Below are 21,751 nucleotides of genomic sequence, written 5' to 3'. Positions count from 1 at the left end.
GGACGGCCTTGCTGCGGCGCGGTATCGCCGGAGGGTATCGGGCGCGGATGGCCTTTGGGGAGCATGCCTAGTGAAGATGATCCGGACTCTCCTGACGGCGTGCGTGTCGCTATCACTTGCGGCGTGCGTATCGGTGGAACGGCGGCCGGCACCGGCAATCGTCGCGCCCAAGGCGGATGCGAAGATCTTCGCCGTCGCGGCCAATCCGCTGGCGAGCGAGGCTGGCATGGCGGTGCTGCGGCGGGGCGGCAGCGCGGTGGATGCGGCGATCGCGATGCAGGCGATGCTGTCGCTGGTCGAGCCGCAGAGTTCGGGGATCGGCGGTGGAGCGTTCCTGACTTTCTACGACGCGAAGACGAAGCGCGTGTCGGTGTTCGACGGGCGCGAGACGGCACCGGCTGGCGCGACGCCGGACATGTTCCTCGATGACTCGGGCCAGCCGCTGACCTATCAAGTGGCGGTGCTGAGCGGGCGCGCGACCGGCGTGCTGGGCGCGGTGAAGATGCTGGCGCTCGCGCATGACAAATATGGCGTCTTGCCGTGGCGCGACCTGTTCGGCGACGCCGAGCGGACGGCGCGGGACGGGTTCATCGTTTCGCCGCGATTGGGACGGTTCCTGGCGAGCGGGGCGTTTCCGGAGAGCAATGCGCCGGACGTGCTGAGCTATTTCGCGCGCGACGGGGGCGGGCTGCTGCGCGCGGGGGACCGGTTGCGCAACCCGGCCTTTGCGGCATTTCTTGCGCGGCTGGCGGCGCAGGGGCCGGACGCTTTGTACAAGGGCGAGACCGCGCGGCGGATCGTCGACAAGGTGCATGAGGGAGTGCTGCCGAGCACGATGACTTTGGCCGACCTCGCCTCCTATCGCCCGATCGAGCGCGAGGCGTTGTGCGGGCAGTACCGCGTCTATGTCGTCTGCGTGCCGCCGCCGCCGTCGAGCGGGGTGGGCGAGCTGCAATTGCTGATGCTGCTGGAGCGTACCGACATCGCGGCCCGCAATGCGACCGACCCGCAGGCGTGGTTCCTGTTCGCCGAGGCGAGCCGGCTGATGTACGCCGACCGCGACCGCTATGTCGGCGATCCGGCGTTCGTGTCCGTGCCGGTGCGCGGGCTGATCGACCCGGCCTATGTCGATGCGCGGGCGAAGCTGATCGGCCAGCGGGCCGGGGCGTCTCCGGCGGCAGGCCAGCCTGCGGGTGCGCCGCAGGTGGCGCGGGATCGCACGCTGGAACCAATGGGCACGTCGCATTTCGTGGTCGGGGACGCAGCGGGCAATGTCGTGTCGATGACGACGACGGTCGAGTCGATCTTCGGCACCGGGCGGATGGTCGACGGCTTCTTCCTCAACAACCAGATGACCGATTTCTCGTTCACCCCGCGCGATCCCGACGGGAAGCCGGCGGCGAATGCGGTGGCGGCGGGCAAGCGGCCGCGCTCTTCGATGACGCCGCTGATCATGCTGGATGCGCAGCGGAATTTCGCGGGCGCGCTGGGATCGGCGGGGGGCAATTCGATTCTCGCTTATGTCGGCAAGGCGATGGTCGGCGCGGTCGATTGGGGCTTGCCGATGCAGGATGCGCTGGCGCTGCCGAACCTGGTGGCGCGCGGGGGTGCGTTTCAGGGCGAGGTGACGAAGTTCTCGCCGGAAGTGCTGGCCGGGCTGGCGGCGAAGGGGATCGACCTTCGGCCGGGGCAGGGCGAGGATTCGGGATTGCAGGGCGTGATCGTTCGCGGTGGCGTGGTGGACGGTGGGTACGATCCACGGCGTGAAGGCCGGTTTTTGATCGAGGCTGCTCCGGCGGGGCGGTGATCGGTTTTTCCGTCATCCTCGCGCAGGCGAGGATCCCGCTTCTTCTTCTGGCTGCGGGGCAAGGCAGCGGGATCCCCGCATTCGCGGGGATGACGGGAGATTATGGGTGGCCCACCGCATCCGCCACGGTCTCGAAGCCGTCGCGTTTCAGCAAATCCGCCAGACCGGCGGTGATTCGCGCCGGTAACCCCGGCCCGGCGAACACCAGCGCCGAATATAGCTGCAGCAGACTGGCGCCGGCGCGGATGCGGGCATAGGCTTCCTCGGCGCTGTCGATGCCGCCGACCGAGATCAGCGGCATCGCACCGCCAGTGGCCTTGCGGAAATCGGCCAGGCGAGTGCGCGCCAATGCGGCGAGCGGCGCACCGGAAAGGCCGCCGGTTTCCTTTGCGTTGCCGGATTTCAGCGGTGGGCGGGACAAGGTGGTGTTGCTGACGATCAGGGCATCGACCTTATGGTCGATCGCGGCACGGGCGATACCGTCGATCTCCTGCGTGTTGAGATCGGGCGCGACTTTGAGGAACAGGGGCCGGCGCAAGGTCGCATGCCGGGCGGTGTCGGCGGCGGCAAGCAGTTCGGCCAGCGCCGCGCCATGTTGCAGATCGCGCAGGCCCGGCGTGTTGGGCGAGGAGATGTTGATCGTGACGTAATCGGCGATCTGCGCTGCTTTCTCCACACCGATGCGATAATCCTCGATCCGGTCGGTGGCGTCCTTGTTGGCGCCGACATTGATGCCGAGCATGCCGGCGCGTTTCGCCGCCTGAGCGCGCGGTAAAGCAGCGTCGATGCCCCCATTGTTGAAGCCCAGCCGGTTGATGATCGCACGATCCGGCACGAGCCGGAAGATGCGGGGCTTGTCGTTGCCCGCCTGGGGCAGGGGGGTCAGCGTGCCGATCTCGACGCTGCCGAACCCCAATGCGAAGAAACCGTCGATCGCGCGGCCGTCCTTGTCGACCCCGGCGGCGAGCCCAACCGGATTGGCGAAATCGAGGCCGGCCACCTGGGTACGCAGACAGACATCGCCCGGCCCGCGCGCAAACACAAACGGTGCGGTGCCGCCGCCCCAGGCCGCCAGCATGTCGATCGTCAAATTATGGGCACGTTCGGCGTCGAGCGCGAACAGGATCGGGCGAAGTAGCGGGAACAGCATGCGCGCGGCCATGGCACCGCCCGGCGACCGGGTCAAAGACGGCTTAATTGTGGCCGATAAGGTCACGATGACGATTTCGTACAATACAGCCGAGAAGAACTTTGCTTAAGAGGCTGTGCGACCCAAGGAATCCTTTCGCAACAGGGGGTTCTTTTCCTTTGGCCCGGCCGGTTCGCCGTCCGGGCCACTTTTCTTTTCGCCGTCGAGCGGTTACGCCGGGCCGATAAGAATGGCGGGGGCGCGTATCTTGTCGGACATTCAGCTAGACTATGCGGTGCCGGCGGCGGATTTGGCCGACTACATAACGCTCTTCTATCACTTCCGCGCAGACGTGCCGGCGTTCGAGGACGTCGAGCGCGCCGACAACGCCCAGTTCCGCTTTCACCTGTCACCGGGCGGGGCGACGTATCGGTTTCATGACGGTACGGTTCAGAAGCCGGGAGACGTGCATGTCATCGGGCCGACCAGCGGGCCGATCAAATCGAGTGCGATCGGGCCGGTGCGCGTGTTCGGGATGGGGCTGACCGCGGCGGGCTGGTCGGCGATGATCGGCAGCGAGGCGTCTTCGGTGCTGAACCGGGTGATCGATGCCAGCACCGTGTTCGGCGCGGCGCGCTTGCGTGTGGCGGCGGCGGCGCTGGCGAAGACGACGGATCTGGCGGGGTGCATCGCGATCGGCGAGCCGCTGGTTCGGGAATTGCTGGCCGGTGGCGATCCCGATACCTGCACGTTCCTAAGGCGGATCGACGATTGGCTGGCCGCATCGTCGTCGCCGGAGATCGCCGACCTGATCGCTGCGACCGGCCTGTCGCGCCGTCAGGTCGAGCGGCGCTGCAATGCGGCCTATGGCGCGCCGCCCAAATTGCTCGCGCGGAAATATCGCGCGCTGCGGGCGGCATCGGCGCTGACGATGGAAGATGGCGATATAGACGATGTGATCGCGCTGGGATTCTACGATCAGTCGCATCTGATTCGTGAGGTGAAGCAGTTCACCGGGCTGACGCCGCGGCAGATCCGGGCCCAGCCGACGGTGTTGCAGTTGTTGACGATATCGCAGCGTAGTGCGCTGGGCGGGCGGGTGAGCCCCCTGATCAGCGACACGTAAACCTTACGCAAAGGCGGTTGACCCGGCCCTCCCGCGCCCCCACATGCGCAATCGGAACGATTCAATCCGATTTGAGAGTCACTCGCAACAATGCGTCTTTCGAGCCTTGCCGATTATGCCGTCGTGATGATGAGCGCCGCCGCGCGCCATTGTGGCGGCGCGGCGCGGCTGAACGCGACGTTGCTCGCTGAGGAAACCGGCGTGCCGCTGCCGACGGTGCAGAAGCTGGTGAGTCGCTTGTCGGCGGCGGGGCTGATCGAGAGTTCGCGCGGCACCGGCGGCGGCTTCCGCCTGTCGCGGCCGGCGGCGGCGATCTCCCTGGCCGATATCGTCGAGGCGGTGGAGGGGCCGATCGCGCTCACCGCCTGCGTCGAGACCGGGCGGCACGATTGCGGTCTGGAAGGCGATTGCCGGGTGAAGCCGCATTGGGCCGTGGTGAACGGCGCGGTACGCGGTGCGCTGGCCGGCGTGTCGCTGGCAACGCTCTCCCGTCCTCCGCTCGGCCCGAACGGAATTCTTGTAGCGCATGGCGCTGAGGTGATGAACTAAGATGGCGACGAAGAACGCAGAGGCGCATGCCGCCGCGAACAAGACGTACGAATGGGGCTTCCATTCGGACATCGAACAGGAATTCGCGCCCAAGGGGTTGAGCGAAGACACGGTGCGCTTCATCTCGGCCAAGAAGGGCGAGCCGGAATGGATGCTCGACTGGCGACTGAAGGCGTACAAGCTGTGGCTGACGCTGGAGGCACCGGACTGGGCGAAGCTGCAGCTCGATCCGATCGATTATCAGGACGCCTATTATTACGCCGAGCCGAAGGCGAAGCCCAAGCTGGGCTCGCTGGACGAGGTCGATCCCGAGATCCTGCGCGTCTACGAGAAACTCGGCATCCCGATCGAGGAGCAGAAGATGCTCGCCGGGGTCGAGGGCGCGCGGCGCGTGGCCGTCGATGCTGTGTTCGACAGCGTGTCCGTGGCGACCACGTTCCGCAAGGAACTGGAGGCCGCAGGGGTCATCTTCCGGTCGATCAGCGAGGCGATCAAGGAATATCCCGATCTGGTGCGCAAATGGCTGGGCAAGGTGGTGCCGGCGCATGACAATTACTTCGCGGCGCTGAACTGCGCGGTCTTCAGCGACGGCACCTTCGTGTACATCCCGGAGGGCGTGCGCTGCCCGATGGAACTGAGCACCTATTTCCGCATCAATGCCGAGAATACCGGGCAGTTCGAACGCACGCTGATCGTCGCGGACAAGGGTGCGTACGTATCGTACCTCGAGGGCTGCACCGCGCCGATGCGGGACGAGAACCAGTTGCACGCTGCCGTGGTCGAACTGATCGCGCTGGACGATGCCGAGATCAAATATTCGACCGTGCAGAACTGGTACCCCGGGGACGAGAACGGCAAGGGCGGGATCTACAATTTCGTCACCAAGCGCGCATTGTGCCAGGGCAAAAACAGCAAGGTCAGCTGGACGCAGGTCGAGACGGGCAGCGCGATCACGTGGAAATACCCGTCCTGCATCCTGAACGGCGAAAATTCGATCGGCGAATTCTATTCGGTGGCGGTGACGAACAATCGCCAACAGGCCGATACCGGTACCAAGATGATCCACAACGGCAAGGGATCGCGATCGACGATCGTGTCGAAGGGCATCTCGGCCGGGCGCAGCGACAATACTTATCGCGGGCTGGTGCGCGTGGCGCCGGGTGCGGAGGGCGTGCGCAACTTCACGCAATGCGATTCGCTGCTGCTCGGCGACCAGTGCGGGGCGCATACCGTGCCCTATATCGAGGTGCGCAACCCGAGCGCGCAGATCGAGCATGAGGCGACGACGTCGAAGATCAGCGACGACCAGATGTTCTACGCGATGCAGCGCGGGCTGGATTCGGAGAGCGCGGTGGCGCTGATCGTGAATGGCTTCGCGCGCGAAGTGTTGCAGCAACTGCCGATGGAATTCGCGGTCGAGGCGCAGAAGTTGCTGGGGATCTCGCTCGAGGGGAGCGTGGGGTGATCGCGGGCGCTTTGCCCTTGATGCTGTCGATCAGCCTGGTTCAGGCTGGCGAGGATGCGACGATTGGCGCGTGTGAGGCGGCTATGCGCGATCGCGACATGGCCTATCGCCCGCTGGCCGCTGAGATGGCAAAGCTGCGTGAAGATGACCGACGACTGGGCGGAGATGTTGGTGGGTATCCGCCCCTCCACCTTGCCGCTCGGTATTCGGAGTTGGAAGAGAGGCTGAAGGCGTTCGACCGTCGCTATCCGTATCGTGACTGTGCGAAGGAAAAATCCGATGCGCTTCATTGAACGAGGCCGTCATGCTGAACTCGTTTCAGCATCCATCGCGCCGCAATCTCCGTCCGTCCTTGTGGAAGGATGGACCCTGAAACGAGTTCAGGGTGACGGCGGGAGCATGTGGTTATGAGCGAGGGACACGGCGATCATTGCGCTGACGGTGCCATTGCTTGCGAACCGGCGGTCGAGCCCGTTTTCGGCAGCTCCGATGCGGGTGAATATTCGACAGCGACCCGGCCGGATTTTCTCGTCGTAAACGGCATCGAAATCAATCGCGCAAAAATTCTCGAAAAATCACACGAACGAATTGTCGGAAACTAGCATGCTTCAAATCGAAAATCTTCACGCCGAAATCGACGGCAAGGAAATCCTCAAGGGCCTGTCGCTCAGCGTGAAGGCTGGCGAGGTGCATGCGATCATGGGGCCAAACGGGGCCGGGAAGTCCACCCTCGGGTATGTGCTCGGCGGGCGGCCCGGTTACGAGGTGACCGCGGGTTCGGTGGCGTTCGACGGGGTGGACCTGCTTGATCTCGAACCGCACGAGCGCGCTGCTGCTGGGCTGTTCCTCGGGTTCCAGTATCCGGTCGAGATTCCAGGCGTTTCGAACGTGCAATTCCTGCGGGAGGCGCTCAATTCCCAGCGCAAGTGCCGCGACGAGAAGCCGCTGTCGGGCGGCGAGTTTCTGAAGCTGGCGCGCGCGCAGGCGGATGCGCTGTCGATGGATCAGGAGATGCTCAAGCGGCCGGTGAATGTCGGCTTTTCGGGCGGCGAGAAGAAGCGCAACGAGATGGTGCAGATGGGCATCATCGACCCCAAGCTGGCGATCCTCGACGAGACCGATAGCGGGCTGGACATCGATGCGCTGCGCGTGGTCGGCGACGGGATCAACCGGATCATGCGCAAGCCGGACAAGGCGGTGATCCTGATCACGCATTACCAGCGGTTGCTGGATTATGTGAAGCCGGACTTCGTGCATGTACTGTCGGGCGGGCGGATCATCCGGTCCGGTGGGCCGGAACTGGCGCTGGAGCTGGAGAGCGCGGGTTATGCGGGGGTGGCGGCGTGATGACGCTCGCTCTGATCGCCGCCGCCCAGACGGCGCCCCTTCCCATGCCGACGACTGAGGATGAGATCGTCGTCGTAGCGCAGAAGATGCGATATATCGAAGTGAATATGAAATTGCCTAAGCGTGGCGGTTTCGTAGTGCTCGAACGGTGTCGCGTGTCGAAGCCGAGCGGCTATGCCGAACTCGATGCCATTCCGTGCAGCGTGGCGCAGGATTGCATGGCCGACGCTCCAACCACACGCAAAGCGCTAACCAATTGCGTCGAAACGCGGTCGCAGGGGCGCTTGGATGCCGTGGTCGCCGCCTGGCGGGCGGCGCGGAAGGTTTCGCAATGACCGCACTCGCTCTACCCACGCGCCGTGACGAGGCGTGGCGCTATTCCGATCTTGAGGCGGTCGCGTCGGTGTGGCCGGTGCCGACGGCCGAGGTGATAGAGGTCGCGGCGGGCGAGAGCGTTTCGCGCGTCATCGTGCAGGACGCGGCGCTCGATGCAGTTGAAATCCGGGATTTCCGGGTCGTGCTGCACGCGGGCGCGACGGCGACATTCCATGTGCTCAATATCGGCGGGCGGCTCGGGCGGATCGCGATCGATGTGACGTGCCATGAGGGCGCGCATTTCGAACTGGGCGGGGCAATGCTCGGCGGGGGCGATCAGACGCTGGAGATCGTGACGACGCTCAACCATATTGAACCGAATGCGACGTCGAACCAGGTGGTGCGATCGGTGCTGGGCGGGCGCGCGACGGGATCGTATCTCGGCAAGGTCGCGGTGGCGCGGCATGCGCAGAAGACCGATGCGTCGCAGAGCGTGAAAGCGATGCTGCTGACGCGGACAGCAACGGCGAATGCCAAGCCGGAGCTGGAAATCTTCGCTGACGACGTGAAGTGCGCGCATGGCGCCACCGTTGGCGAGCTGGACGCAATGGCCTTGTTCTACCTCGCATCGCGGGGAATTGCGCCGGCTGAGGCGAAGGTGCTGTTGTTGCAGGCCTTCGTGGCGAGTGCGTTCACGGAAATCGCGGACGATGGCGAGCGGGCGCGGGTCGAGGCTGCGGCGCTGGCGGCGTTGGAGCGGATGTTGTGAGAGGCTTTCACGCTCTAAAGCCCCTCCCCTTCAGGGGAGGGGTTGGGGTGGGGAAGTCCAGAACGACCACCTCAGCAATCACGGACATCCCTGCCGCACGGCCCCACCCCAACCCCTCCCCTGAAGGGGAGGGGCTATGATTTTGACCTCGACGCGCCCACTCGACCTCGTAGCGGATTTCCCGTCGATTCCCGAGGGCTGGGCGTATCTCGATACCGCCGCCACGGCGCAGAAACCGCAGGCGGTGATCGACGCGATCACGCGCGGGTATGACACCACCTACGCGACGGTGCATCGCGGCGTGTATCAGCGCTCGGCCGACATGACATTGGCCTATGAGGCGGCGCGCAAGCGGGTGGCCGGGTTCATCGGGGCCGCATCGCCCGACGAAATCGTGTTCGTGCGCGGGGCGACCGAGGGGATCAATCTGGTCGCGCAATGCTGGGCGGGAACGCAGTTGCAGGCGGGCGACCGTATCCTGCTGTCCACGCTGGAGCATCATTCGAACATCGTGCCGTGGCAGATGGTCGCCGAGCGGGTCGGCGCGGCGATCGATGTCGTGCCGCTGACCGCCGATCACCGGATCGATCTCGACGCGATGGCGGCGATGATCACGCCGGCGCACAAGCTGGTGGCATTGGGCCATGTATCGAACGTGCTCGGATCGGTGCTCGATGCGCGCCGGGCGGCGGATATCGCGCATTCGGTCGGGGCGAAGATCCTGCTCGACGGGTGCCAGGCGGTTCCGCGCCTTCGCGTGGATGTCGCGGCGCTGGATTGCGATTTCTACGTGTTTTCCGGGCACAAATTGTACGGGCCGACCGGGATCGGCGTGCTGTGGGGGCGGGCGGAATTGCTCGACGCGATGCCGCCCTATCAGGGTGGCGGGGCGATGATCGATCGCGTGAGTTTCGCCAAGACCACCTATGCGCCGCCGCCGGGTCGGTTCGAGGCGGGAACGCCGCATATCGTCGGCGTGCTCGGGCTGCATGCGGCGATCGATTATGTCGAGGGAATCGGGCTGGACGCGATCCATGCGCACGAGACGGCTTTGGTGGCGAAGACGCGCGAGGCGCTGTCGCAGATCAATTCGGTGACTTTGTTCGGGCCGGAGGACAGCGCGGGAATCGTGTCGTTCAGCATCCAGGGGGTGCATCCGCACGACATCGGCACCATCTTGGACGAAGCGAAGGTCGCGATCCGCGCCGGGCATCATTGCGCACAGCCGCTGATGGAGGCGCTGGGCGTGGATGCGACGGCACGGGCGAGCTTCGGCGTGTATAATTCCGCCGCCGACGTCGATGCGCTGGTACGCGGGATCGAACGCGTAACGCGAATTTTTGGGTAGGGTTCGGCATGAACGAAGAACGCAGGATCATGGTGGAAGAAGTGGATTCGGTCACGGCGCCGCCCAAGGCGCGCGTCGAAAGCGTGCCGGAGACCTTCGAGCGCAAGCGCGATTATCTTGAGGGGTTCCTTGCGCAGAAGCCGGCGGGCGATGCGCCGGGCGAGCCGGGCGGTGCGCTGTACGAGGCGGTGGTCGAGGCGCTGAAGGAAATCTACGATCCGGAAATTCCGGTGAACATCTACGATCTCGGCCTGATCTACGGTGTGGACGTGACCGGCGAGGGCCATGCCGTCGTGACGATGACGCTGACGACGCCGAACTGCCCGGTCGCGGAATCGATGCCGATGGAGGTCGAACTGCGCGTCGGCGCGGTGCCGGGGGTGGGATCGTCCGAGGTCAATCTCGTCTGGGATCCGCCATGGGATCCGCAGAAGATGAGCGACGAAGCGAAGCTCGAACTGGGAATGTTGTGATGGCTACGATCGCAAGACCACGCCCCGCCGCGCTGAACCTCACGCCGTCTGCCGAGGCGCGGATCGCGGATTTGATGGGCAAGGCCCCCGAGGACGCGATCGGCGTGAAGCTGTCGACGCCGCGGCGCGGGTGTTCGGGGCTCGCTTACTCGGTCGATTACGTCACCGAGGCGAAAGCGTTCGACGAGCGGATCGACACGCCGGGCGGCACTTTGTTCGTCGATGGCGGATCGATCCTGTACCTGATCGGCAGCACGATGGACTGGGTGGAGGACGATTTCGCCGCCGGGTTCGTGTTCGCGAATCCGAACGCCAAGGGCGCGTGCGGGTGCGGGGAAAGCTTCACCGTCTAAGCCAAATCCGTCATTCCAGCGCAGGCTGGGATCTTTGCGGGGCTGGCGTTTCTCGCGCCTTGTTGAGACCCCGGCCTGCGCTGGGGTGACGAGCAATGTAGACGGTGCACCCCTCACACACACCCGGTAGTGCGCGACGACCAGGTGATGTTCTGCACCTTCCACGTACCGTTTTCGCGCACCAGATCGAAATGATCGTAGCCGCAATGGTGCGGCTTGCCGTCGATCAGGAAGACGTAGCGGCCCCACACCATCGCGATATCGCCGTCGATTTCGATCGCCGGGTCCGTCAGCCGCTCCTCGAATTTCTCGGCGCCGGGTTTGATGCCGGCGGTGAACTGCGCCCAATCGAGATGGCGGATGCTGCGCGCGCCATCGGGGCCTTCCGTGACGGTCATCGCGCCGCCGCCGTCGCGCAGGAACCGCGCGATCGCCGCCCTGTCGCGCGCGGCGAGGCCGGCGAACAGGCCGTTGACCGGGGCCATCACCGAAGCTTCCTCGGTGCCGGGGGGCGGCAGGCCGGTGCCCTTGGGCAGATCCGGAACCGGCGTGGTCTGGGCGAGCAGCAAGGCGGCGAGCACGGTGATCGGCATGAGGGGAGAATCCAGCGGTTGAAGGCGGGACGATAGCCGGCGGATCGGCAGGGGACCAGCGCCCCGCCCAAAAGCCGGACACAAAAAAGGCCCCCTCCCGCATGGGAAGGGGGCCGTTAGGCTTGAGGGAAAGGAAAAGAAGGGATCAGTTGACCGCAGCGGCACCCTGATTGTTCTCGATCGCCTTCTTCTTGGTCAGCGATTCCATGACGCCGGCCGGGCAACGCACCGTCGGGGTCTGGTGGACGATCTTGCCGGCGGGGACGCGGACGTGATGGACGGTGCAACCGGCCGAACGCAGCTCGGCGTGCGAGGGCTTGCCGCCGGCGAATGCGGCGGTCGGGGCGAGAAGGGCGAGAGTAAGGGCGGTGGCCGTGAAAATACGCATGGGGAAAATCTCCGGGACAGTTGTGATCAGTAGATAGAAGGCCCGAATGTCCCGCACTCGGCGCGCGTGTGACAAAGTGTTGCCATGAGGCGCTATACCTTGGCTGCGTTGACCTGAGGCGGCGCGCGCCCTAATTCCCCTCGTAATGACCCCACATCTCGACACGCCCGAAAGCCCGTCCTCGATCGTCCTCGTCGAGGATGATCCTGCGCTGCGCACGTTGACCACGCGGGCCTTGCAGCAGAACGGCTATATCGTGCGCCCGGCCTGCTCCGCGCCCGAGATGTGGCAGGCGCTGGAGGCGGGGCCGACCGATCTGGTACTGCTCGACATCATGCTGCCGGGCACCAACGGCATCGATCTGTGCCGCGCGCTGCGCCAGAAGAGCGACGTGCCGATCATCTTCATCAGCGCGAAGGGCAGCGAGACGGACCGGGTGGTCGGGCTGGAACTCGGCGCGGACGATTATCTCGCCAAGCCGTTCGGCACGTCGGAACTGGTCGCGCGGGTGCGTGCGGTGCTACGGCGCGGCGCGCTCGACCGGCGGCATGGGCGGCCGGAACAGGGCATCCTGACGTTCGACGGCTGGCAGGCGATCCTGGCGCGGCGCGAATTGCTGTCGCCGTCCGGTGCCCAGGTCGAGCTTACGGGGGCCGAGTTCGATCTGCTGATCAGCCTCCTCGATCATGCCGGTCGCGTGATCGCGCGCGAACGGCTGATCGAATTGTCGCGCACGCGGCTGGGCGACAGTTCGGATCGCAGCGTGGACGTGCTGGTCAGCCGGTTGCGGCGCAAGCTGAGCCATGACGGCAAACCCGCGCCGATCGTCACGGTGCGCGGCGTTGGCTATATGTTGAACGTGTCGGTCGCGCGCAGTTGAGGCGTTTCGTGCGGCCTTCGGTCGGCATAGCCGGTCGTATCGTCGCCATCCTGCTGCTTACATTATTGCTGGAATTTGGCGTCAGCACGCTCCTGTACGAACGCGCAAGCCGCTTTGCCGTGCGCGAGGACGAGGCGCACCGCCTGGCTGAACATCTCGTTATCAGCCGCAAGCTGATCGCCGACGAAAAGCCCGACAAGCGCGCCGAGGAGGCGGCGGAACTGACCACCGATCGCTATGCATTGCGCTGGCAGGAGGCGCTGCCGCCGCCGCCGCCGATCTCGCCGTCGCTGGACGGTATGCGCGAACAGATCGTGGCATGGGAGCCGACGCTCGCTGCGTCCGATCTGCGCGTGCAACTGGTATCGCCGGGGCGCAATCCGTACGTTACCGGCGGGCTGAAGCTGCCGGACGGGACGTGGCTGTATTTCCGCACGATCGAGCCGCTGGTCACGGTGAATCTGGCGTTCGAGCGGATATTGCTCACGCTGATTCCGGCGGTGGCGCTGATGATCGTCGCGATCCTGCTGGTGCGGCGGATGCTGTTTCCGCTCAGGCGGCTGGCGGCGGCGGCGGACGATTTCGGCGCGGCCGATGTCGCGGAGGTGCCCGAGGCGGGGCCGAGCGACGTGCGGCGCGTGACGGCGGCGTTCAACCGCATGCAGCAGCGCATCCGCCGCCTGATCTCGGATCAGACTCAGGCGCTGGCGGCGGTAGGGCATGATTTGCGCACGCCGCTCGCCCGGATAAAGCTGCGCGCCGATGGGATCGCCGACGCGTCCGTCCGCCAGGCGGTGGAGGGCGATGTCGCGGAGATGGAGGCGATGGTCGCCTCTTTGCTCGCGTTCCTGGGCGGTGACGAGGATCCGGAACAGCCGGTGCGGATCGACGTGGCGGTGATGGCGGCGACGATCGTCGACAGCCTGTGCGATGCCGGGCACGAGGCGGAGTATGACGGGCCGGATCACCTCGAACTGACGGTGAAGCCGGTATCGCTGAAACGCGCGATCAACAATTTGACCGGCAACGCCGTGCGCTATGGCGAGCGGGTGTGGGTGCGCGTGTCGCAGGACGAGGTGGGTATTGCGATCACGGTCGAAGATGACGGACCGGGCATTCCCGAGGCGGACCTGGCCAGGGTGCTGGAGCCGTTCGTGCGGCTCGACGATGCACGCGGGCGCGACACGGTCGGCTTCGGGCTGGGGCTCGCCATCGTCGTGCGCACGCTGGAGGGGCTGGGCGGGCGATTGCTGCTGTCGAACCGCGATCCACATGGGCTCCGCGCGGAAATCGTGCTGCCGACGGAGGCGGAAATGATTCATTACGAACATGCTGCTTCGCAGCAAAAGGCGCATACTATTTCCTGACTCCTAGGTGTGCCTGCCGGTGCGCCATCAGACAGGAGTTTTTTCGTGAACGAACTCATCGGACGTGTGATCAGCTTCAAGGAGCAGATCTTCCCGAACCAGAGCGCGCTCTACGCCCGGCTCGCCGACAAGGGCCAAAGCCCCAAGGCGCTGATCGTTTCCTGCGCGGATTCGCGCGTCGTGCCCGAGCATCTGTTGCAGGCCGAGCCGGGCGATCTGTTCGTGTGCCGCAACGCCGGCAACATCGTGCCGCCATATTCGAACATGACCGGCGGCGTTTCCGCGACGGTCGAATATGCCGTGATGGTTCTGGGCGTCAGCGACATCATCGTCTGTGGTCATTCGGATTGCGGCGCGATGAAGGCGCTGATGAACCCCGAAATGGTCGAGAAAATGCCGAATGTCGCGGCCTGGCTCCGCCACGGCGCAGCGGCTAGGGCAGTGGTCGATACCTGCTACCCCGAACTGCACGATGGTGAAGCGGTGCGGGTGGCCAGCATGGAGAACGTCGTCGCGCAGATCGCCAATTTGCGCACGCATCCCTCGGTTTCCGGTGCGATCGGGCAGGGCAAGCTGTCGCTGCATGGCTGGTTCTTCGATATCCAGAATGGCGTGACCCTGGGACTGGACGGCGTGTCCGGACGCTTCGTGGCGATCAACGAAGATAGCCCGTTGCCGATCGCGCTCGAGGCCGGCGCACGCCGCGCTGCCGATTACACCCCGATGGAAGCTGCCGCATGAAATCGATCGCCCTCGCGCGCCCCGGCGTGTCTGTTCCAAGCCTGAAGGCGCTGCCGCGCGACTTCACCGCGTCGATCGTGGTGTTCCTTGTCGCGATGCCGCTCTGCATGGGCATTGCGGTCGCCAGCGGCATGCCGCCGGAGCGGGGGCTGATCACCGGCATCATCGGCGGTATCGTCGTCGGTGCGCTCGCCGGTTCGCCGTTGCAGGTCAGCGGCCCCGCCGCTGGCCTCGCGGTCATCGTCTACGAACTCGTGCGCGATCAGGGTCTGTCCGCGCTCGGGCCGATCCTGATCCTGGCCGGCGCGATTCAGGTCGCGGCCGGCATCTTCAAGCTCGGCGGCTGGTTCCGCGCGATCTCGCCTGCTGTCGTGCACGGCATGCTGGCGGGTATCGGCGTGCTCATCGTGGTCGGGCAGTTCCATGTGCTGTTCGATGCCAAGCCGTTGCCCAACGGCCTGTCGAACCTTGCCGCGATGCCGGGCCGTCTGCTCGGCCTGTCGACCGACATTCAGGCGGCGGAGTTCGCTTTCGCGATCGGCCTGACCACGATCGGTGTGATGCTGGCGTGGGAGAAGTTCCGTCCGCTGGCACTGAAGCTGGTGCCCGGTGCGCTGATGGGCGTGCTGGCGGGAACGCTGGTGGCGGTGTTGCTCGGTCTCGACGTTGCCAAGGTCGAGGTGCCGAATTCGATCATCGGCGCGATCGCGCTGCCCGAGGACGGCTTCCTTGCCAAATGGCTCGATCCGACGATCATCGCGGCGGCGCTTGCCATCGCCTTCATCGCCAGCGCCGAGACCTTGCTGTCGGCGGCGGCGGTCGACCGGATGCATTCCGGCGTGCGCACCGACTACAACAAGGAATTGCGCGCGCAGGGCGTGGGCAACCTGTTGTGCGGCGCGGCGGGTGCATTGCCGATGACGGGCGTGATCGTACGCTCCTCCGCCAACGTTCAGGCGGGCGCGATGACCCGCGCTTCGGCGATCTTGCACGGCATCTGGATCCTGGGCTTCGTCGCTTTGCTGCCATGGCTGCTGCGTGAAATCCCGATGGCGGCGCTGGGTGCGATCCTGGTCGTGACCGGTGTTCGCCTGGTCAGTCTTGATCACGTCAAGCATCTGTTCCGCGATTACGGCCTGTTGCCGGCCATGATCTGGGCGGTGACGTTGATGCTGGTCGTCTCGGTCGATCTGCTCACCGGCGTGCTGGTCGGTATCGGCCTGTCGGCGCTGGAATTGCTGCCGCACATCAAGCGCCTGCGCCTGAAGGTGAACGAGACGCACAACGACGGCACGCACGACATCGCGCTCGACGGCACTGCGACCTTCGTCACGCTGCCGCGCCTGTCGGATCGGCTGGAAGCGGTACCCGCGGGCAAGCGCATCCGCCTCGACGTGTCGCGCCTGATGGGTGCGGATCATACGACGGCGGCGATGCTGCACGAATGGCTGCAACGCCGCCGTGCGACCGGTGCCGTGGTCGATATCGCCGGCGATACGGGCAAGGTGGCCAAGCTGGTCGCCTGACCTTCAGGCACTGGTATCATCGGGGAGGCGGGTCTTGCGATCCGCCTCCCTTTTGATGTCGGGCGTTACCGTTTTGCAACAGCCGTGCATTTCATGCTGCACGAGCGAACGAGCAATGTTTCGTTACAAATTGTCGATCTGACAGAAACACCATCTTCGTAATTTGAAGCCGTTCGGATCGATCATTGCCCTCCGCCGATCCCACCTTCCCGGCGGAAGAGGCGATGACGATCCGGCAGCAGGCTGGGACCTCTCTTTTCTAGTTTTCGGAGGTTTCATGAAATTGTCGCTCGTCGCCGCCGGCCCGATGGCCGCCGCCTTTGCAGCCATGCTGCTCGCCACCCCGGCCTCCGCTCAGGACCAGACCGATCCCCCGCCGGATCTCAAGGCCAGCGGTTCCGTCGCTTTGGTATCCGACTATCGCTTCCGCGGCGTCTCCCAGTCGGACAAGGGCATGGCCGTGCAGGGCGGGATCACCGTCACGCACAAGAGCGGCCTCTATGCCGGCACCTGGGCCTCGAACCTGGCCGGCTGGGGCACGTTCGGCGGCCCCAATCTCGAACTCGATCTGTTCGGCGGCTACAAATTCCCGGTCGGCGGCGGCGGCACGCTCGACGTCGGCCTGACCTGGTACATGTATCCGGGTGGCGCGGACACGACCGACTTCGCCGAACCCTATGTGAAGCTGTCGGGCACCGCCGGGCCGCTCAACCTGCTGGCAGGCGTCGCTTATGCGCCGAAGCAGGAGGCGCTGGGCAATTTCTCGAACACGCCGCAGAGCCGGGGCCAGTCCGAAAAGAACCTCTATCTGTGGGGCGATGCCAGCGCGGGCATTCCCAATACGCCGATCACGCTGAAGGGCCATCTCGGCTATTCGGACGGTAATCCCGGCCTCGGCCCCAACGGCACCAGCGTCGCGCCGACGGGCAAGTATTGGGACTGGCTGCTCGGCGTGGATGCCGTGTTCGGCCCGGTGACGCTGGGCGTGGCCTATGTCGATACCGATATCAGCAAGGCCGAATCCGCGTATCTGCTGCCCAATTTCTCCTCGACCAAGGATGGCAGCCCGATCGCGGGCAGCAGGGTGGTGTTCTCGGTTTCGGCGGCGTTCTAAGCCCGGCCTTCCGTTCGCCCTGAGCCTGTCGAAGGGCCGTTCTTCTTATCCACGGTGGGAAGAAGGACGGTGCTTCGACAGGCTCAGCACGAACGGGGTTGGCGTTTCCTCTTTTTCAGGCCGCATCCGCCGGCTGCGTCGTCCAGCCCAATCTCGGGATCGTTATCGATCTCTTACCCGACAGGTCCACGCGGGTGACGAACATGTTGCGCCCCTCGATATAGCTCATCACGCGTCGCGCCCGGCCCAGCGAGCTGGTGCCGTAGATCCGCGCCACATCCTCGTCGCTCGGGCAGGGATCGCCGTCACGCGCGGCGCGGGCGATCAGCAGGAACGCGCCCAGCATATCGTCGGGCAGGTCGTGCGCGGTCTCGATCACCGGCGCCCATTCCTCGTCCAGCCCGTCGAAGATGCCCGCGCGCGCCGCCGCCAGCCGGCGCGAGAAGGCGGACAGATCGAGCGGCGAGCGCGGCACCCCGGCCATGCGGCAACGCACCTGGAAATCCTGGAACAGCACCGCCGCCGGGCGCGTCGCCGAATCCGGATCGGCGACGATCGCGCGCAAAACTTCGGTGATGACCGGGCCGGGCTCGATCTCCGGCAGATCGGGGCGCGAGCGGACCGGCGCGGGGTCCTCGCGATCCAGATCCTGCATCACCTGATCGGCGGCGACCGGCCGGGGCGGGGCGGCGGGCATGATGAATTGCGGTTGCTCGACCTCGGCGAACAGCATCTCCTGCATGTCGCGGCCGCCCTGTTGCGGCAGCGGCACCAGCACCGGGCTGCTGCTGCGCGCCGACGTCTCGACCGCGCCGATGCGGATCGCGACCGGGCGACGCGATACCGCCGGCCCAAGCGCGAGGAAGGTTCCGCGCGCAAGATCGCGGATCGCCTCGGCCTGGCGGCGTTCCATGCCGAGCAGATCGGCCGCACGCGCCATGTCGATGTCGAGGAAGGTGCGGCCCATCAGGAAGTTCGACGCCTCCGCCGCGACGTTCTTGGCCAGCTTGGCGAGCCGCTGCGTGGCGATGACGCCGGCCAGCCCGCGCTTGCGCCCGCGACACATCAAATTGGTCATCGCGGCGAGCGACGCCTTGCGCACATCCTCCGCCACATCGCCGGCGACCGAAGGCGCGAACACCTGCGCCTCGTCCACCACGACCAATGCCGGATACCAATGCTCGCGCGGCGCATCGAACAGCGCGCCGAGGAACGCGGCGGCGCAACGCATCTGCCCTTCCGCATCCAGCCCCTCCAGATCGAGCACCACCGAGGCGCGCGCCTCGCGACACCTTTGCGCGAAGCGCACGATCTCGTTGGCGGAATAGTTCACCGCCTCGACCACGACATGGCCGTAGGGGCCGGCGAGCGTGACGAAATCGCCCTCCGGATCGATGATGATCTGCTGCACATGGCCCGCGCTGCGTTCGAGCAGGCGGCGCAGAAGGTGCGATTTGCCCGAGCCGGAATTGCCCTGGACGAGCAAGCGCGTCGCCAGCAATTCCTCCAGGTCCATGGACACGGAGGCACCCCCCGAATCCATCCCCATATCCACGCGCACCGTCATTCGAGACCGTGTGGCCGATGCGGGCGGGCAGGGGCAAGGAATAAGGGGCGCACGACACGCGATTGATGTGGATTGCGACGAGCGGAGCCGAGAGTCCCGCATTTAGACGGCGCTAACCATAAACAGCGGATGGCCGAATTCGTAAACAAGGCGTTAACTTGTGGTCATGAGAAACCAGCCCGCCCTCGCCCGCGCCGCCCGCCACCCCTTGCGCGCCCGCCTGATCGCACCGACCCGCGCGAAGGTGGCGAACCCGGACGACAACGACCTGAAGCTGTTCGCGCTGAGCTTCACCGCGTTCTTCATCTGCATCTACGCGCTGATCTTCTAGGCGCGGCCGGGTTCGCTCCGTTCCGGTCCGAAGATACGAATTTTTCGGGGTAGTAGCGGCAATACCCTGGGCCTAGGTCTTGGCGCATATGAACACGCCAGCGACAGACGGCATCCGGGCGCTTACCGAGAAGGAAAAGCAGACCCTCCGCATGATCGTCCGCGGTCATGACGCAAAGTCGATCGCGCGCAGTCTCGACCTTTCCGTTCATACGATCAACGAACGACTGCGCGATGTGCGGCGCAAGATGGCGGTATCGAGCAGCCGGGAGGCGGCCCGCCTGCTGCTGGAAGTGGAAGGTGTCGAAGGTTCGCCGGACCCCGATTTGTTTGGGGACACGGGAATCGGGGAAGACGCGGTTCGGCCCCGGGTCGATCAGGAAACCGCGCCGATCGACGGCGCGTGGCGGGCGAACCGCCACCCTCTGATCATCGGAGTTTTTCTCATGACGCTCATTCTCGGCCTATTGGCCCTCACCGCATTGCCGCAAGTCGCCACCACCTCGCCGCCGACGCCTGCCACATCGTCCGACGCTCCGAATGCCGAGGTGGTGGAATCGGCGCGCCGCTGGCTGGTGCTGGTCGATCAGGGGCGTTGGGACGAGAGTTACAAGGCGACCGGAACGGCGTTCCGCAAGCTGAACACGGCGCAAGTCTGGGCGAGCGTGTCCGAAAAGGTCCGCGTGCCGCTGGGCGCGGTGATTTCCCGCACATTTATCAGTCAGGAAAACCTGCCCGCCCCGCCGGCCGGCTACGAAGTGGTGAAGTTCCGCACCCGCTTCGCCAACAAGGCCGAGGCGGTAGAAACGGTCTCGCTCGATCGCGAGGATGGCGGCTGGCATGTCGTCGGTGTGACGATCGGCTAGAGCGCGACGACTTCAAATATTATCGTTCGTGCTGAGCTTGCGGCACGGTGGACCCGGAACAGGTGGTGTTTATCCTGCTCAAACACATACGCTTCCCCGGCGGAGGCCGGGGCCCAGTCGCGGAGGTCGATGTTACATCGCGCAACGCTCGATCGCTTCTGTCTCCCGACTGGGCCCCGGCCTTCGCCGGGGAAGAGCTGACGGTGCCGGTCAGACCGGGACAAGCGCCGAATAGGTCCGGGGTTACGGTTTAGGGGGAAACCGCTTCAAAAGCCGCCCGATATCTGAATGTCGATCCGTCCCAGGTTCAGGCGAGCGCGTCGGCTGTCGGTTGAAGCAGTCGGCGCGCGGCCCCTCAATCGCAAGCCAGATGCAGCTTCTGCGCCAGCCACGCCGCGATCAGGCACATGCCGGCGACCAGCAGCAGCATGTTCTCCGGCGTCACGCCCAGATGCGAGATGAAGATCACCGCCACCGCACCGATCGTCATCGCCGCGCAATTGACGACGTTGTTCGCGGCCACTGTGCGCGCCGTCTGGTCCTTGGTCACGGTCGTCGTCAGGAACGCGTAAAGCGGCACGACGAACATGCCGCCGGTGACCGCGATCGCCAGCAGCGAGAGCATCAGCGGGATGGCGAGCGGCTGGGCGATGAATTCCTTCCAGTCGTAGAAATGGCCGACCGCGGGCGTCCAGGTGCGGACCAGGATCGAGAATAAGACGACGCAAACGCCCATCGCGATCACCGAGGCGGGGCCGTATTTCGCCGAGATCTTGCCCTTCAACAGCGTGTTGATGACGACCGATCCGACCGCGATGCCGACCGACAGGGTCGCGGTGAACAGGCTGGCGACCTCCTGCGTGGTGGTGAGCAGGTTCTTGACCAGCGGCGGGAAGATGATGATCAGCACCGCGCCGATCGTCCAGAAGAAGCTGATCGAGCAGATCGCCAGGAACAGGCGCGGGATGTGCATCGTCGCGTTGATCAGCCGCCAGGACGAGGTGAACGGGTTCCAGTTGATCGCCAGTTCGGCGCCCTCGCGCGGGGCGGGGGGCACTTCGCGGCCGCTGAACCAGCCGATCGCGGCGACGATCAACACGCCCACACCAGCCATTTCGGGCGAGATATAGCCGGCCAGGATCGTGCCCATCAGGATCGCGATATAGGTGCCGGCCTCGACCAGCCCCGTCCCGCCGAGCACGTTCGGCGCGTCCAGATGCTGCGGCAGGATCGCATATTTGATCGGCCCCAGGAACGTCGAATGCATGCCGAGCAGGAACACGGTTGCGAGCATCAGCGTGATACCGGTATTGGTATAGCCCATCTTGGCCAGCACCAGCCCGCCCGCGCCCACCATCATGATGAAGATCTCCGCCGTCTTCACGATGCGGATGATCTTGGCCTTGTCGTGCGTGTCGGCCAATTGCCCGGCCAGCCCGGAAAACAGGATGAAGGGCAAGGTGGACAGGCCGGTCGCCAGCGCGTTGAAACCCTGTTCGGCCTTGGCATCGTTGAAGATGCTGTAGGTGGCGAACAGCACCATCGCCTGCTTGAACAGATTGTCGTTGAACGCGCCCAGGAACTGGGTGGTGAACAAAGGCAGAAACCGGCGCTCTTTGAGTAGGCCGAGCGCATTGAGCATGGTCGAAAAATGCCTTGGATGTGGCGAAACGATGGCACGGACATAGCCGAGCGGCC

The 21,751-nt window shown here is 65.3% G+C and carries 24 protein-coding genes; 19 read left to right on the top strand and 5 right to left on the bottom strand.

Going from position 1 to position 21,751, the window contains the following annotated elements; all coding sequences use genetic code 11:
- Positions 1-76 precede the first annotated feature (76 nt).
- On the top strand, positions 77-1,807 hold the full coding sequence (gene ggt / locus U1738_RS04580; RefSeq protein WP_332787826.1) for a gamma-glutamyltransferase: 1,731 nt from the start codon (positions 77-79) through the stop codon (positions 1,805-1,807).
- Positions 1,808-1,907: 100 nt separating this feature from the next.
- Here ggt and U1738_RS04575 read toward each other — a convergent pair whose 3' ends face one another.
- Positions 1,908-2,969, bottom strand: a complete 1,062-nt coding sequence (locus U1738_RS04575) for a quinone-dependent dihydroorotate dehydrogenase (RefSeq protein WP_332787825.1) — start codon at positions 2,967-2,969, stop codon at positions 1,908-1,910.
- 217 nt (positions 2,970-3,186) lie between these two features.
- On the opposite strand from U1738_RS04575, the gene U1738_RS04570 reads away from it, so the two are divergent.
- The 11 genes from U1738_RS04570 (at position 3,187) to U1738_RS04520 (ending at position 10,681) form a co-directional block, all read left to right on the top strand.
- Positions 3,187-4,062 (top strand): AraC family transcriptional regulator, encoded by an 876-nt coding sequence (locus tag U1738_RS04570; protein WP_332787824.1) that lies wholly within the window; start codon positions 3,187-3,189, stop codon positions 4,060-4,062.
- Positions 4,063-4,152: 90 nt separating this feature from the next.
- Positions 4,153-4,611, top strand: coding sequence for an SUF system Fe-S cluster assembly regulator (locus U1738_RS04565; protein ID WP_332787823.1), 459 nt, complete (start codon positions 4,153-4,155; stop codon positions 4,609-4,611).
- 1 nt (position 4,612) lies between these two features.
- The gene (gene sufB / locus U1738_RS04560; protein ID WP_332787822.1) at positions 4,613-6,076 is read left to right on the top strand and encodes a Fe-S cluster assembly protein SufB; all 1,464 of its coding nucleotides are present in this window, start codon (positions 4,613-4,615) and stop codon (positions 6,074-6,076) included.
- Positions 6,073-6,369 (top strand): hypothetical protein, encoded by a 297-nt coding sequence (locus U1738_RS04555; RefSeq protein ID WP_332787821.1) that lies wholly within the window; start codon positions 6,073-6,075, stop codon positions 6,367-6,369. The genes sufB and U1738_RS04555 overlap by 4 nt, the downstream gene beginning before the upstream one ends.
- 114 nt (positions 6,370-6,483) lie before the next feature.
- On the top strand, positions 6,484-6,678 hold the full coding sequence (locus U1738_RS04550) for a hypothetical protein (protein ID WP_332787820.1): 195 nt from the start codon (positions 6,484-6,486) through the stop codon (positions 6,676-6,678).
- A gap of 1 nt (position 6,679) precedes the next feature.
- Positions 6,680-7,423 carry a Fe-S cluster assembly ATPase SufC gene (gene sufC, locus U1738_RS04545; RefSeq protein WP_332787819.1) on the top strand — a complete coding sequence of 248 codons (744 nt, stop codon included), beginning with the start codon at positions 6,680-6,682 and terminating at the stop codon, positions 7,421-7,423.
- Positions 7,423-7,758 carry a hypothetical protein gene (locus tag U1738_RS04540; protein ID WP_332787818.1) on the top strand — a complete coding sequence of 112 codons (336 nt, stop codon included), beginning with the start codon at positions 7,423-7,425 and terminating at the stop codon, positions 7,756-7,758. Before sufC ends, U1738_RS04540 begins: the two co-directional genes overlap by 1 nt.
- Complete coding sequence (locus U1738_RS04535; protein WP_332787817.1) at positions 7,755-8,507, top strand: SufD family Fe-S cluster assembly protein; 753 nt, start codon at positions 7,755-7,757, stop codon at positions 8,505-8,507. Before U1738_RS04540 ends, U1738_RS04535 begins: the two co-directional genes overlap by 4 nt.
- 136 nt (positions 8,508-8,643) lie before the next feature.
- The gene (locus U1738_RS04530) at positions 8,644-9,855 is read left to right on the top strand and encodes a cysteine desulfurase (protein ID WP_332787816.1); all 1,212 of its coding nucleotides are present in this window, start codon (positions 8,644-8,646) and stop codon (positions 9,853-9,855) included.
- A gap of 8 nt (positions 9,856-9,863) precedes the next feature.
- The gene (locus U1738_RS04525) at positions 9,864-10,328 is read left to right on the top strand and encodes an SUF system Fe-S cluster assembly protein (protein ID WP_332787815.1); all 465 of its coding nucleotides are present in this window, start codon (positions 9,864-9,866) and stop codon (positions 10,326-10,328) included.
- A complete protein-coding gene (locus U1738_RS04520; RefSeq protein WP_332787814.1) occupies positions 10,328-10,681 on the top strand; it encodes a HesB/IscA family protein in 354 nt (117 codons plus the stop codon). The genes U1738_RS04525 and U1738_RS04520 overlap by 1 nt, the downstream gene beginning before the upstream one ends.
- A 113-nt stretch (positions 10,682-10,794) precedes the next feature.
- Here U1738_RS04520 and U1738_RS04515 read toward each other — a convergent pair whose 3' ends face one another.
- A complete protein-coding gene (locus U1738_RS04515; protein WP_332787813.1) occupies positions 10,795-11,274 on the bottom strand; it encodes a nuclear transport factor 2 family protein in 480 nt (159 codons plus the stop codon).
- A 145-nt stretch (positions 11,275-11,419) separates the two neighbouring features.
- Positions 11,420-11,662, bottom strand: coding sequence for a hypothetical protein (locus tag U1738_RS04510; RefSeq protein ID WP_332787812.1), 243 nt, complete (start codon positions 11,660-11,662; stop codon positions 11,420-11,422).
- A gap of 145 nt (positions 11,663-11,807) precedes the next feature.
- On the opposite strand from U1738_RS04510, the gene U1738_RS04505 reads away from it, so the two are divergent.
- The 5 genes from U1738_RS04505 to U1738_RS04485 all read left to right on the top strand — a co-directional run bounded on the left by U1738_RS04505 (position 11,808) and on the right by U1738_RS04485 (position 17,290).
- Positions 11,808-12,542, top strand: a complete 735-nt coding sequence (locus U1738_RS04505; RefSeq protein WP_055777786.1) for a response regulator transcription factor — start codon at positions 11,808-11,810, stop codon at positions 12,540-12,542.
- An 8-nt stretch (positions 12,543-12,550) separates the two neighbouring features.
- Positions 12,551-13,909: an ATP-binding protein gene (locus U1738_RS04500; RefSeq protein ID WP_332787811.1), complete on the top strand. Its 1,359-nt coding sequence runs from the start codon at positions 12,551-12,553 to the stop codon at positions 13,907-13,909.
- 45 nt (positions 13,910-13,954) lie between these two features.
- Entirely contained in the window at positions 13,955-14,650 is a 696-nt protein-coding gene (locus tag U1738_RS04495) for a carbonic anhydrase (RefSeq protein ID WP_332787810.1), read from the top strand.
- Positions 14,647-16,176, top strand: coding sequence for a SulP family inorganic anion transporter (locus U1738_RS04490; RefSeq protein WP_332787809.1), 1,530 nt, complete (start codon positions 14,647-14,649; stop codon positions 16,174-16,176). The genes U1738_RS04495 and U1738_RS04490 overlap by 4 nt, the downstream gene beginning before the upstream one ends.
- A gap of 277 nt (positions 16,177-16,453) precedes the next feature.
- On the top strand, positions 16,454-17,290 hold the full coding sequence (locus U1738_RS04485) for a TorF family putative porin (RefSeq protein ID WP_332787808.1): 837 nt from the start codon (positions 16,454-16,456) through the stop codon (positions 17,288-17,290).
- Positions 17,291-17,405: 115 nt separating this feature from the next.
- On the opposite strand, the gene U1738_RS04480 is transcribed toward U1738_RS04485, so the two are convergent.
- Positions 17,406-18,857, bottom strand: coding sequence for an ATP-binding protein (locus tag U1738_RS04480; RefSeq protein WP_332787807.1), 1,452 nt, complete (start codon positions 18,855-18,857; stop codon positions 17,406-17,408).
- 166 nt (positions 18,858-19,023) lie between these two features.
- On the opposite strand from U1738_RS04480, the gene U1738_RS04475 reads away from it, so the two are divergent.
- The gene (locus U1738_RS04475) at positions 19,024-19,188 is read left to right on the top strand and encodes a hypothetical protein (protein ID WP_332787806.1); all 165 of its coding nucleotides are present in this window, start codon (positions 19,024-19,026) and stop codon (positions 19,186-19,188) included.
- Positions 19,189-19,276: 88 nt separating this feature from the next.
- On the top strand, positions 19,277-20,053 hold the full coding sequence (locus U1738_RS04470; protein ID WP_332787805.1) for a helix-turn-helix domain-containing protein: 777 nt from the start codon (positions 19,277-19,279) through the stop codon (positions 20,051-20,053).
- Between the two features lie 355 nt (positions 20,054-20,408).
- Here U1738_RS04470 and U1738_RS04465 read toward each other — a convergent pair whose 3' ends face one another.
- Complete coding sequence (locus U1738_RS04465) at positions 20,409-21,695, bottom strand: MFS transporter (protein ID WP_332787804.1); 1,287 nt, start codon at positions 21,693-21,695, stop codon at positions 20,409-20,411.
- Positions 21,696-21,751 lie beyond the last annotated feature (56 nt).

Source organism: Parasphingomonas caseinilytica, from assembly GCF_036663755.1.
GTDB lineage: Bacteria > Pseudomonadota > Alphaproteobacteria > Sphingomonadales > Sphingomonadaceae > Sphingomonas.
This window is presented reverse-complemented; position numbering and strand designations above follow the sequence as displayed.